The following is an 11,758-nucleotide window of genomic DNA, read 5'->3' on the forward strand; positions in this document are numbered from 1 at the left end:
GATAATTTTCTGGCGCAGATCAAGACTGTAGGGTCTCATAGTTATTGTCAAGTCAAAGCCTTTTTACCTTTTCTTGCTCTCTATTCTACCTCATTCAATCGAGAACCGTTATAGATAGTTATTAAACCTTGCAATAGTTACTTATAATAACTGCTTAAATAGGGTTGATTTAAATTAAAATAGTGAGTAGCCGAAATCACAACTAGGTGAAACTCTATGCAAGAGGAAATGACACTAGCTGAGCTAGCCGAGTATGGCGTGACGATTCCTCCGACAGAGGACGAACTTCCTTACGATGACGGGGTGCCTATGGAAAGCTTGCGCCATGTACTACAGATGGAGATGCTAATTCATCCATTGCGGCTGTTGTGGAAACAACGTCAGGATGTTTTTGTCGCCGGCAATATGTTTGTGTATTTTAGTGAGGCACAGGTACGCAATCAAGACTTTCGAGGGCCAGATGTTTTTGTAGTGCTAGATGTGCCCAAGCGAGAGCGCAAAAGTTGGGTCGTTTGGCAGGAGGGAAAAGGGCCAGACTTAGTAATTGAGTTGTTATCAGATAGTACAGCAGAAAAAGATAAAGGCGATAAAAAATTAATTTATCAAAATCAGTTACGAGTGCCTGAATATTATTGGTTCGATCCCTATAGTGGCGAGTTGGCAGGTTTTGTTTTAGTGAGAGGGATTTATGAGCCGGTTGAAATTGATGAACAAAATCGTTTGATTAGCCGGCATTTACAGTTAGCATTGGTGCGCTGGGAAGGAACTTATGCAGACGTAAATGCCGAGTGGTTGCGCTGGGAAACGTTGGATGGGGTTTTGCTGCCAACACCCCAGGAAGAGGCTGAGGCAGCTCAACAGCGTACGGCGGAACTAGAAGCGCAATTAGCTCGTTATCGGGAACGCTTTGGTGAATTGCCGGAGTGAATTGTAAATAAGGCCGACAAATACCGGCTTTTAGTTTACTAAATCTGTTTTTGTGTTTAAGGAACAATAGACGCTATGGGTGAATGTACCCTCATTGCAGTTAAGATTAAAGCCTTGCCAGCCATTTTCCTAAAGCTAGCTCAAGCAAATCTTCTAAAGATTTATAGGGTGATTGAGTCACTTGCAATGTCCAATCTTCAAAAAAATCAAGTAAAGCAATTTCTTCATCGGTTATTGGCTTTGACTCAGAAATTTCTCGCGCAATTCTATTAGTTTCTTTACAGTATTGTCTGGTAGTAGGCCCATCAGTTGCTAAGCGGATCATCTTTCCATTTAATCTAAAAAAACTTTTAGCGGAACTTTGTGTTTGATGAGCTTTTCTGATTTTTTCTGTTAAATTGGCTATTACTTTTTTGCGTGAGGTTATCTTGGGGCCGATTCCCGTTACTACATACCCTTCGATTAAGGCAATTCCTTCCCAATTTGTCCAGATTCTTGCTCTACCTATTTTTTCACTTGTCAGACCTTTCAAAGGAAGCCACAAAAACATCAAAAAATTGCCTTTGCTATCAGCGCAGAACTCAGCACAGAATTTACTTGTTTTGCTATTTCCGTTTCCATACTTAATACTGCCAGCACCAGCCATTTCCTGCATACGCCTATCAAAAGTAAGAATTTTACGCCTAATTCTCAATATCTCTTCCTGTTGTTCAGGGGGGCATTTCATCAAGAGTTTCTGAAGTGCTTTAGGAGGAATAGGTATATCTTCTTCATTTGGCTCTCTTTCCTGTTGAGGAATTTGTACTTGATAATTTTGGCCATTCTCCAGATTGATTAACTGCCAATTCAAACCTTCTTCTGTTTGACTTATGTGAAATTTTAAAAACTCAAATAAAAGGGAATGATACTTTCTATCTGTAAAGTTATCTCTGTGAAAACTCGGTTGAATTGCCACTAAATGAACAGGGTGTGTGTAGTCCACCTCTTGAGCAAAGGGTTTTTCTTCTAGCAATCCATCATAATAACGAGTTAGTTGCTGGACAATGTATCGATCTTCAGCATTTTTCAGCTCCAGCACCACTAACTGTTTATTCTTACCTAGGGCTAAAATGTCACAGAATTGACCGTTAATAGAGTATTGCCGCTTCAAGGGAGTTAAGCCTAATAGAGGCTCTAAATTGGCCCAAACGAAATCTTCTAGAGCCGCCTCACTGCCAAATTTCCACCCGAATCCAGTTTTCTTTAAGCTGACGTAACTAGACATTTTGCACTGACTTGAAAAAATCCCTATATTTAAACTATTCGATTCAGCCCAGTGTTGCCAATCTCAAGCCGGCATCTCTTTTTATTTAGCAACAGGCGTTACTGAAATTATTTGAGTCTCTTCATCAATAATTATTTTCGCCGGCACAAATTGCTCAATCACCCAAGCATTTGTTGTTAAGTGAGTGCTAATTTCCGCCACTCGATACTGACTCGCCTCCGTTGCCAAAGCTGCCGGTAACAGCAACTGATCTGCCAAATGCACATCCACCGGCGCACCATTGTGATGAAAATCCAGTAATTCCTCAGCCGCTATTTCCGCTACCTTTTCAGCCGGCAACCCCACACGCCCGACTGCACCAAACCCAGCTAAACTCTTTTCATACTCAGCCGTTAAAAAAATCCCCGCACCCGGTGCCACACCTCGTTCTCGCAACGCCTGCACGTTGGCGATGAGGTTTTGAGAGCGCAACAAATTCTCAGCACGGTTTGCCATCCGCTGCGGAATGTGAGACGCAAGTTCCGTAACCACCGCCAGTCCCCGAACCCGCCGCAAATTGCCTCGCTCGATTAAATTTAAACCACTCAAGCTGTTACCGCCACTTAACCGTAATTCCGCCTCTCCCCCGCCCTTGGGATACCAACCCCAAGCATTTAACCCCACCCTAGCCTCGACGCCCATCCCCGCAAGCACCGGCAGATAAACTTGTTCAATGTAAGTAAATGGGGGGCTAAAAGGAACGTGAGTGCCTCCCCGCAGCGTCACCACCGAGTCACCCGTCGTTAGCGCCAGAGGCAACAAAATCGTCTGCAAAATTAAAGTCAGCGCACCGGCTGTCATGACATCAAAGGTATACTGTCCTGCTCGCACAGAGCCGGTGGGTGTGAACTCCAACATCATCGAACCCAACTTATCGCCTCGCAATTGGGCATTACAAATCGCGGCGGCTGCCCGCACGCAAGTTAAATGCTGGGCTGCCATTCCAGGCTTAGGGCGTCCCGCACGAATCCCTTCAATGCGGATAGGCGTGCCGGTGATCGCAGACAAACTCAGGGAAGTACGAAGAACCTGCCCGCCACCTTCACCATAAGAGCCATCAATGTGAATCATAAAAATTTTTTTGTTTGGTTAATTACAACTATTTTGCCTTGACCGCAATTTGTCTTTTATCGCTCATCTCAAAATCAGATAATATAATCTCATTCCATTTTGTGTTAAAATCGCGAGCAAATTTCTCAGAAACTCACCTTCAAAAGTTTTAACTTTCTTCCTCTACAAAGTTCTTTAAGTAGGAAGCGAGGAATCAGCAACTGAGCATTTAATAGCAAAGCCGGTTTTGATACCGGACTAAAAATCCTGGCAGGATCAAGTTGTGTATCAAACTTAGATTTGCCACAACGCTGCAATTGCTGCAAACGAAAACAGTTCTCGATCCATCACCTCATCTCCCACTCTCCCCCTCATCCGCCGCTGAATCTAGCTGCCACAACAACCCGAAGCAGGACAAAGACATTTCACCCGTATGATGGAAAAAGAAACAGGCAAGATTTGAACGGCTTAACATGGCAACGGTTTGGGAATTAGATTTCTACTCTCGGCCTATTTTGGACGAGCAACAAAAAAAGCTTTGGGAACTTGTCGTGTGCGAAAGTCCTTTGGACACGCGCCGCGCCCCAGAGTCGCTGTTTCGCTACGCGCAGTTTTGTCCCAGTAGCCAGGTCAATTCTGCTTGGTTGCGGGCAGCACTTGAAGAAGCGATCTCTAAAGCACCGGCACCGCCGGCAAAAATTCGCTTCTTTCGCCGGCAGATGAATAACATGATCCTCAAAGCGTGCAAAGAGTTGGGGCTTGATGCCAAACCCAGCCGGCACACAATTGCACTGCATCGGTGGCTGCAGCAGCGGATGCAAGAGGTTTATCCCAAGGAAGCCGGTTTTCAGCTGATGGCACCGGCAGCGTCTGTCCGCATGGAATCACCGGCACCGCGAGCTTTGCCAGACGCCTTAGTTGGCCAGAAGTGGGCCTTTGTCACCTTAGAAGCCAGCGCCTTTGAGGAGATGCACGAGTGGGAAATTGACTTCGGCGAAGCTTTCCCAATTTTAGGCGAACACAGCTTAGTGCCCCAATTGACGCCAGAAACTCCCATTCCTGGCCTCATCATTTTCTCACCCAGAGCCTTAGCCTTAGCCGGCTGGATTTCCGGGCTAGAGTTGGCTTTCCTCAAAGTTGACCTCAACTCACCCGCCCGAATCGTGTTGGAAACAGGTGCCAGTGACCGATGGATTCTGGCCAACCTCACCAACCCGCAACTCCAAGCAGAGGCGAAAGGATTTGACGACGCCAAGCAAAAAGCACAAATGGTGCATTTTTTAGCAGTCCAGTCCAGCCCGCAATCAGAATCTTTTGCCGGATTTTGGCTGTTAGAGGAACTCAATCTATCGTAAAGTGATTTCAGTGCAATTAGCTGTTAGCTGTTAGATCGGGTTTGTAAAGTACCTGGCGATTAAAAATCGCGACCATATAAGCAAAGTCACTTTAAGCGGACTGTGGATATAAAACCAGTGTCCCTTAGAATGTTTTGTTCGTGTGGCCGCCAAATTCATTTGCTTTTATCGACAGGAAACATACTTTACCCACATCCGATTGACAGTTGCCTAATGGTTAATTGCTAACAGCTAATCGCTAAAAATTGATATGGGTTCTGAGAATTTGCAACTAGAAGCGTCGGCAGAACAGCTGCTGGAATTAGCGGCAAAATCAGGGGCGGAAGCTGCTGAGGTATTTCAATCGCGATCGCTATCGCGACCCGTGTTTTTTGAAGCCAACCGGCTCAAACAGTTAGAAAGCGCCCAATCTGAAGGGACGGCGCTGAGGCTGTGGCGCGGGGGGCGTCCGGGGCTAGCCGTTGCCTACGGGCCGGTGGATGCCCAAAACTTAGTGGATCGTGCCATTGCCCTCAGTCAGCTTAATCAACCGGAAAATATAGAACTCACCGCAGCTCAAGCATCTTCTTACCCCGATGTAGGAGAAGCGGTGCCGGTTGAGGTGCTGGTGAATTGGGGCAAAGAAGCAATTGCCTTGGTTCGCGACCCTTATCCAGAGGTTTTGTGTAGCGCTGAGTGGGATTGTGAAGTCGAAAGCACTCGCCTGCTCAACTCGCTTGGCTTAGATTGCAGTTACACCGACACCACACTCAGTTGTTACCTCTCCGGTGAATGGGTGCGCGGCGATGATTTTTTGAGTGTTGGCGACGGTCAAACCCAGCGGGGACACCTAGAACCGGCAATCCTCGCCCAGCGAATTTTGCAGCGGTTAGATTGGTCAAAGGAAAATGTGCCATCGCCGACAGGTCGTGTGCCGGTGTTGTTTACCTCTAAAGCTGCTGATATGCTTTGGGGTACAGTCCAGGCCGCTCTTAATGGCAAACTGGTTATCGAAAAATCCTCGCCTTGGAGTGATCACCTTGGCGAAGCTGTGATTTCCAACGCCCTTACCATTTTCCAAGACCCAGATGTCGGCCCGTTTAGCTGCCCTTTTGACGATGAAGGCACGCCAACGCACTCTCTAGTCTTTATTCAAAATGGCATTTTGCAGCTGTTCTACACCGATCACACCACGGGACGAATTTTAGGTAACGGCACCACCGGCAACGGATTTCGCCCCGGTTTAGGCAGTTATCCCACGCCAGGTTTATTTAATTTACTCATACAACCCGGATCGCGAGACTTAGAGCAACTGATCGCCCAGCTAGATGACGCCATTGTGGTGGATCAAATGCTGGGTGGCGGTGCCGGCCTGTCTGGCGACTTTTCGATTAATGTCGATCTCGGCTACCGAATTAAAAACGGCGAAATTATCGGTCGCGTTAAAGACACTATGGTAGCCGGCAACGTTTATACCGCCCTGAAGCAAGTGCTCGAACTTGGCAGTGATGCCGACTGGAACGGCGCTTGTTACACGCCCTCTATTATTGTGGAGGGGCTGTCTACTACCGGCAGGAGTTAAGGGGAATGGGGCATTCGGGCATAGGGCATGGGGCATGGGGCATGGGATTAGGGGCTGAAAAATCCCTATTGCCGGCTTGATAATGCAGCCCCACACAACCTGAAACCGGCGCTTTTACCCCTCCAGCCGGCTGCGCCACTCTTCTGTTTTTTCTAGTAAGTCGCTTTGTGAGATCGAACTTTGCTCTCCTGTGGCCAACCACTTGAGCTGCACAGTCTGACTCTCAGCCTCTGCATCGCCTAACACCAAACAAGCCTTCGCCCCACTGCGATCAGCCCGTTTAAATTGCTTGCCAAACGCACTGCCGCTTAAGTCTAATTCCACACTAAAGCCGGCACCGCGTAGCTTTTGAGCAAGTGTTAAGCCTTGTGCTTCTGCGCCATCGCCTCTGGAAACTAGATAAAAATCTAGTGCCGGTGTCGTCTGAGTTTGCAACTGTTGCAGCAGGATAATCAAGCGTTCCATCCCGATTGCCCAGCCGACAGCCGGTGTTTGTGGCCCACCCAATTCGGCCACCAAGCCATCATAGCGCCCACCACCGCAGACCGTGGCTTGAGCACCTAAATCATCTGACTGAATTTCAAATGCCGTGTGGGTGTAATAATCTAACCCTCGCACCAGCCGGGGATTGAGTTCGTAAGCAATTCCCAAATCGCTTAATAACTGTCGCACCTGATCGAAGTGCCGGCGCGACTCATCACCCAGATAATCCAAAATACTGGGTGCATCCTTGGCAATTTCTTGGGTGCGTTCCACCTTACTATCTAAAATTCGCAGAGGATTACGAGTCAGCCGGTCTTGGGAATCCGGATCTAAGGCTTCTTTGAAGGGTGTTAAATAGTCGATTAAAGCTTGCCGGTAGCGCTGCCGGTCTTCTGGATTTCCTACAGAGTTAAGGGATAGGCGCAGATTCTTCAGTCCCAGGGTTTGCAAAATGTCAGTTGCCAGCGCAATTACCTCCGCATCCGCCCTGGAATCAGCGCTGCCTAAAACCTCCACCCCAATCTGATGAAATTGCCGTTGCCGGCCTGCTTGTGGGTTTTCGTAGCGAAACATCGGGCCGGTGTACCAAAGACGCTGAACGCCGCCTTGGGCGTAGAGACTATTTTGGATAAAAGCCCGCACCACGCCAGCAGTTCCTTCGGGACGCAGGGTAAGGGAACGGGGGGGAGTCGCTTTGTCGTTGAAGGTGTACATTTCCTTCCCCACAACATCTGTGGCTTCCCCTATTCCCCGCTCAAACAGCGCTGTATCCTCAAAAATGGGAGTGCGAATTTCCCGATAAGCGGCGCTGTTCAAAATTTTTCGCGCCACAAATTCGACCCGCTGCCAATAGCCAATTTCTTCGGGCAGGATGTCCCGCGTTCCCCTTAATGCTTGAATTGCGCCCATTACTCAAAAGTAAAATGTCAAAAGTCAAAAGTCAGCCAAAGAAGTGAAAAGCTAAACGTTAGTCCTGAGTCTTGAGTCCTGAGTTCTAAGTTCTGAGTGAATTTTTCAGTTCTTAGTCCCTAGTCCCCAGTCCTGAGCAAATTTCTCAGTTCCTAGTGCCTATTCACTTCCAAAGCTCCATAGCGATTGCTATAGTAAGCTAAAATCCGATCCACTTGCTGACGATCAGCCCAATCAACGGTTTCGGCGTACTGAATCCACAAACCCCCAACTTGACTTTGACTATAATCAAACTGCTGGGACTGTTGGGGTGTCAAACCCGTTTCCACGCCGGCGACTTGACGCAAATGCGCCGCGATTTCCCGGTACACGGCTAAAGGCAGTCGCGGCCATTGGACTTCGTACCGCAGCTGTTTTTCCCCAGCGGTCTGCAGTGTTTGCTCGCTCATGCTACAAACTGCTCACTCTTGCTCCACAACCACCTCATTATGAGTGCTAGGCAGGGGAATTATGCAACAGTTGACTTCATTAATACAAACCTTACCCGATTGCAAAGCCCACCGCACCAAGGCCACACGGTTATGAGTCGCCGTTTTGGTCAAGATATTGCTGATATGATTATCAACCGTGCGTTTGCTGATTTCTAGCTGCTCGGCAATCTCTTGGTTTGTCAAGCCCGCAGCTACCAATTCAACAACTTGCAACTCTCTGAGGGAAAGGGACGCATGGTTCTGAGACTCGACGCCAGCCATAACGCATTCCAAGCTCTGTAGATTTACCTATCATTTTAGTATTTCTTATGGGATATAGGCAAAAACTTACATCAGGAGAATTGAAAGCTGGAATTTTTGAACGCGTCAAAGCCCAAAATTTTCAAAGCGTGGCGTAGAAAGGGCTAAGAACTCCTGAGTGTACCTTTCTATCCTCCTGGCTTTAGGTACGGGTGTTGCCGCCGGCAGTCTGACTCCGTATCGATTAACACATAAGATTTAATTATAAAAATGCGGGATTTTCTGTTTTTGCTGATTTCCCGTTGTTTAGCTCGGTTGTGGCAAGCCTTTTAAAGGCGAGTCATTATGGCTGTGAGTATGAATAAAAGGCGGGTTTATGGAGCAATCGGAGGCGCTATCAGCCTAACTTGGCTTATATACCGTTGTTTTACTGCCGGCAGGCTCAGGTGTTACAGCTACAGGTGTGACATCGTGCTTATTTGTAAGTGCCGGCTTTCTCTGAACTGCACAAGTTAAAGCATTGGCCCTGATAAAGCAGGCCGGTTTTGCCTAGCAATAGTATTTACAGATGCTGAGTCTGGTTAATAAATAGCCAAAATTTGGCCCACGTGCAACGGCTGATTTGCAAGCTGTCTTTTCCCGCTATCCTTCTGGGGAGTGAGAGCAAAAGCAGCAAATGTGACCCAGCAGTCTCATCCGCGCAGAGTTAATTGGGATTAATCAAAAGGAAGTCATCAAAAAAGACAGTTTGAAAGCCTTGCTGATTAAAGCTTCTCAGATAAATCCTGAACTTTACCAAGGTTCCCCTTTAGAGTTTACCGCAAACTTTTTTTGAGCGTTTAACGCTGCAATGGGAGTAGAGGGTGTTTCTATCTCTAGATTGATTTCTTTTTTAAAGGCAATTGATACATTTAGTTAAGAGATTCAGTGGAGTTAAATTTATGAACAGTTCAAAAGTTTCCCAAGCCCTAAAAGCCGGCGTTATTGCTGCTAGTTTAGCCATTGTGCCTGTAGTTCTACCCGCCTCTGCTCAAACTAATACAACGACAACTTCTCCCGATACGACTTACACCGCTCCCACTCAAGACGTTAATACTACCGAAGATGACCGCGATTTTGACTGGGGTTGGTTAGGTTTGTTAGGTCTGGCTGGTTTAGCTGGTTTGGCTCGTAAGCGCCAAGAACCTGCCCGTACCTACACCACCGAGCGTGACCCGGATGTGGTGCGTTCTGACTATCGCTAAGCCCTTGTGGACTTACGCAGCCTAACTTTTACCGGCTGCCGGTTGAATTTAGCAGTTTAGTGAAATTCGATCTGTAGTATCTATTCTCACAAAATGCGTAAGTCCTTTCTTTTTTTTAAAGAACCCTCCTCCATAAAACTACTTTTTCCGTAGTTCTAAAGATGTAAGGCTCGCCGTTTAGTTAGCCAAAGGGTTTTTGGACGCGTTGTTTGCTTACCTGTTTAGGATACCTTAGTTTTTTAAGGGTGTGCGTTCTGCGCTCAGCAGCTCTATCAATATTACTTTGAAATAAGTCTTAAGCCAATCTCCCCCATTTTCTCATAAAGAAATGGGGTTTTCAATTGTCTTTATAATTTTTTATAGAGTTGCACTATCGATTAAGCGTCATCGAAAGCCATTTGGGGTAGCCATAAGAACTGGCCGTTTGAACCGGCAGCCCACGATAAGTTTTAGCCACCCACTCAACCACTTCATGCAGGGGAGTTATCAGGTTTTCGTCTTCTCCAAACGCTTCAAAAGCCAGACTCCACCACGCCTCACCATTAACATTCAACTGGGTGAGTTCAACCGTGCAGCCTTGGTTGATCTCTGCATCCATCGGCACTGAAATTATAGATTCATCCGATAAAACTTGATACTGACGCTGCATTCGGCTTTTTTTCACCCTCATCCACTCGCCTGTTTCCATCGGTACTGCGGTTATCAAACTCTGTGCCGGTGGTGCTTCACAAATCCACTTAACCCATTTTTCAGCCTTACCTTCCCCCGCATTGCCAAAACTCAACTCACCTAATTCTGCTTGCCGCCATTTAACTTCTAAACGCTCCTCTCTGAGTTTGATATTTAAATACTCACAGCCAGCAGCATACAAATATAAATCTTCACGTTCTTCTGGCAGTTCTAATTGTGCGCCGGCACGCTCAGACTGGAACCAGTTTATCATTTCGTTCGGCAGTATTCCCTGATAAAACCAGCGCAATTCAGCAGTTGCGAACATATTGTAAAAGTATAATTAATCGCTTTTAAACTATAAATCTTAAACACAATGAAATGTCCGCCCCACAGATAATTTATCTGTGTTAATCTGTGGTTTTAAATTCAGATGGGGCGGATTTTTGCCGGAAAATTCTCAACAAATTATTTACTGAGGACTCACTAATAGAAAGCCTCGCGTTTTACCCGAATCCGAATCTGTCGTATTCATCGCCTTCCAAAGTTCAGCGGTTGTCACCCACACCGGCGGATATTTGTAGCGCGACACATCCAAAATTAAAAACCGATCACTCTGTTCGTTATAAGCCCCCAGAGGAGAAATATGCCCCCCTTTTTCTTGCCCAATATCACTTCGCAAGTAGTTAACCAAAACAAAATTTCCGGGTTCTTGTAAATTTTTCATGGCTTGAGTGCGAAATTCCTCCAAACTGCTATCACTGGTGTAGTGAACCTCCGCTGTGACGGGATAGCTTTCTAACAACTGTCCCAACTGCCCCAGCGTCATACCCTGACGCGAGACAACTTCAGGCGTTACCACTTTCCGGGTTTGTTCGTTAAAAAAGTTGTTTTGCGTAAACATCCGGAAAGAACCAAATTCAGGTGCCTCCGGTGCCGGCACAGATAAGGCATTCAACACCATGACACTGCTGGCGACGCCGCAGTAAGCCAAGTTATCTTGGGTGACAAACTGCATACTTAATGGCCAATAGTCCTGTCGGGCTTTGCTGTCCATTAGCAGCTTTTCTCCCTCTGTAGAGTTGAGGTTAATCAGATTACTGGGCACCGGCAGCGTTTGGGCGAGTGCGCCACCGCCGGCGAGGCAAAGTCCCAGAATAAATGCTTGTAGCGGTTGGCGGATGAACTTCAATCTAGCAATCTTGCTCGCACTGGGCTTCATAAAGTGTTCCTTATCGCCGCTGCGTTGAAGCGCAAAGGCTCACAAATAATTGGGTTTGCTGAATTATATAGATAATTTATCCGTGAAGCTACTGATTTTTTTCTTTGCCGGCAAAAACTATGCTGCCGGTGTAAAACGACTCTTGAGCCGGCGAGTATTGGGTTTGAAGCGTGAGCTTAAGAGTGAAAAATTATCTTTACAAGATTTCTTATCTGAGCGGTTAAAAATTATGCCCGGAACCATCTTTGGCAACTGCGAATGAAAAGAGTGTGCTGCCCCCAAGGGTTTGGCGGGGGCAATCACA

General features: G+C 46.8%; 12 protein-coding genes. 5 read left to right on the forward strand and 7 right to left on the reverse strand.

Features of this window, described 5'->3' with window-relative positions; genetic code table 11:
- Positions 1 to 228: 228 nt before the first annotated feature.
- Positions 229 to 927, forward strand: coding sequence for a Uma2 family endonuclease (locus H6F73_RS17810; RefSeq protein ID WP_190760606.1), 699 nt, complete (start codon positions 229 to 231; stop codon positions 925 to 927).
- Positions 928 to 1,033: 106 nt separating this feature from the next.
- On the opposite strand, the gene H6F73_RS17815 is transcribed toward H6F73_RS17810, so the two are convergent.
- Positions 1,034 to 2,191: an endonuclease NucS domain-containing protein gene (locus H6F73_RS17815; protein WP_190760130.1), complete on the reverse strand. Its 1,158-nt coding sequence runs from the start codon at positions 2,189 to 2,191 to the stop codon at positions 1,034 to 1,036.
- Between the two features lie 81 nt (positions 2,192 to 2,272).
- The gene (gene rtcA / locus H6F73_RS17820) at positions 2,273 to 3,301 is read right to left on the reverse strand and encodes an RNA 3'-terminal phosphate cyclase (protein WP_190760131.1); all 1,029 of its coding nucleotides are present in this window, start codon (positions 3,299 to 3,301) and stop codon (positions 2,273 to 2,275) included.
- A gap of 452 nt (positions 3,302 to 3,753) precedes the next feature.
- Between rtcA and H6F73_RS17825 the strand changes: the two genes are divergently transcribed.
- Entirely contained in the window at positions 3,754 to 4,635 is an 882-nt protein-coding gene (locus H6F73_RS17825) for a Tab2/Atab2 family RNA-binding protein (RefSeq protein ID WP_190760132.1), read from the forward strand.
- 250 nt (positions 4,636 to 4,885) lie between these two features.
- Complete coding sequence (locus H6F73_RS17830; protein ID WP_190760133.1) at positions 4,886 to 6,196, forward strand: TldD/PmbA family protein; 1,311 nt, start codon at positions 4,886 to 4,888, stop codon at positions 6,194 to 6,196.
- 114 nt (positions 6,197 to 6,310) lie between these two features.
- Here H6F73_RS17830 and hisS read toward each other — a convergent pair whose 3' ends face one another.
- The 3 genes from hisS to H6F73_RS17845 all read right to left on the reverse strand — a co-directional run bounded on the left by hisS (position 6,311) and on the right by H6F73_RS17845 (position 8,340).
- Positions 6,311 to 7,588 (reverse strand): histidine--tRNA ligase, encoded by a 1,278-nt coding sequence (hisS, locus tag H6F73_RS17835; RefSeq protein ID WP_190760134.1) that lies wholly within the window; start codon positions 7,586 to 7,588, stop codon positions 6,311 to 6,313.
- Positions 7,589 to 7,740: 152 nt separating this feature from the next.
- Entirely contained in the window at positions 7,741 to 8,037 is a 297-nt protein-coding gene (locus tag H6F73_RS17840; RefSeq protein WP_190760135.1) for a hypothetical protein, read from the reverse strand.
- A 12-nt stretch (positions 8,038 to 8,049) separates the two neighbouring features.
- The gene (locus H6F73_RS17845) at positions 8,050 to 8,340 is read right to left on the reverse strand and encodes a LuxR C-terminal-related transcriptional regulator (RefSeq protein WP_190674877.1); all 291 of its coding nucleotides are present in this window, start codon (positions 8,338 to 8,340) and stop codon (positions 8,050 to 8,052) included.
- A 920-nt stretch (positions 8,341 to 9,260) separates the two neighbouring features.
- On the opposite strand from H6F73_RS17845, the gene H6F73_RS17850 reads away from it, so the two are divergent.
- On the forward strand, positions 9,261 to 9,563 hold the full coding sequence (locus tag H6F73_RS17850) for a WGxxGxxG family protein (protein WP_190760136.1): 303 nt from the start codon (positions 9,261 to 9,263) through the stop codon (positions 9,561 to 9,563).
- Between the two features lie 370 nt (positions 9,564 to 9,933).
- On the opposite strand, the gene H6F73_RS17855 is transcribed toward H6F73_RS17850, so the two are convergent.
- Together H6F73_RS17855 and H6F73_RS17860 are read right to left on the reverse strand one after the other, a co-directional pair.
- Positions 9,934 to 10,506 (reverse strand): hypothetical protein, encoded by a 573-nt coding sequence (locus H6F73_RS17855; RefSeq protein ID WP_242072536.1) that lies wholly within the window; start codon positions 10,504 to 10,506, stop codon positions 9,934 to 9,936.
- Between the two features lie 198 nt (positions 10,507 to 10,704).
- A complete protein-coding gene (locus H6F73_RS17860; RefSeq protein WP_190760138.1) occupies positions 10,705 to 11,454 on the reverse strand; it encodes a phytochelatin synthase family protein in 750 nt (249 codons plus the stop codon).
- 82 nt (positions 11,455 to 11,536) lie between these two features.
- On the opposite strand from H6F73_RS17860, the gene H6F73_RS17865 reads away from it, so the two are divergent.
- Positions 11,537 to 11,716: a hypothetical protein gene (locus tag H6F73_RS17865; protein WP_190760139.1), complete on the forward strand. Its 180-nt coding sequence runs from the start codon at positions 11,537 to 11,539 to the stop codon at positions 11,714 to 11,716.
- The last annotated feature ends 42 nt before the right edge of the window (positions 11,717 to 11,758 follow it).

Origin of the sequence: Microcoleus sp. FACHB-68, from assembly GCF_014695715.1 — a bacterium.
GTDB lineage: Bacteria > Cyanobacteriota > Cyanobacteriia > Cyanobacteriales > Oscillatoriaceae > FACHB-68.

Bases quoted from the DNA above. Each gene is read 5' to 3' on its own strand.
- H6F73_RS17815 (WP_190760130.1), bottom strand. From the start codon at position 2,191: ATGTCTAGTTACGTCAGCTTAAAGAAAACTGGATTCGGGTGGAAATTT.
- H6F73_RS17855 (WP_242072536.1), bottom strand. From the start codon at position 10,506: ATGATAAACTGGTTCCAGTCTGAGCGTGCCGGCGCACAATTAGAACTG.
- H6F73_RS17840 (WP_190760135.1), bottom strand. From the start codon at position 8,037: ATGAGCGAGCAAACACTGCAGACCGCTGGGGAAAAACAGCTGCGGTAC.
- H6F73_RS17850 (WP_190760136.1), top strand. From the start codon at position 9,261: ATGAACAGTTCAAAAGTTTCCCAAGCCCTAAAAGCCGGCGTTATTGCT.
- H6F73_RS17845 (WP_190674877.1), bottom strand. From the start codon at position 8,340: ATGGCTGGCGTCGAGTCTCAGAACCATGCGTCCCTTTCCCTCAGAGAG.
- H6F73_RS17810 (WP_190760606.1), top strand. From the start codon at position 229: ATGACACTAGCTGAGCTAGCCGAGTATGGCGTGACGATTCCTCCGACA.
- H6F73_RS17825 (WP_190760132.1), top strand. From the start codon at position 3,754: ATGGCAACGGTTTGGGAATTAGATTTCTACTCTCGGCCTATTTTGGAC.
- H6F73_RS17830 (WP_190760133.1), top strand. From the start codon at position 4,886: ATGGGTTCTGAGAATTTGCAACTAGAAGCGTCGGCAGAACAGCTGCTG.
- rtcA (WP_190760131.1), bottom strand. From the start codon at position 3,301: ATGATTCACATTGATGGCTCTTATGGTGAAGGTGGCGGGCAGGTTCTT.
- hisS (WP_190760134.1), bottom strand. From the start codon at position 7,588: ATGGGCGCAATTCAAGCATTAAGGGGAACGCGGGACATCCTGCCCGAA.
- H6F73_RS17860 (WP_190760138.1), bottom strand. From the start codon at position 11,454: ATGAAGCCCAGTGCGAGCAAGATTGCTAGATTGAAGTTCATCCGCCAA.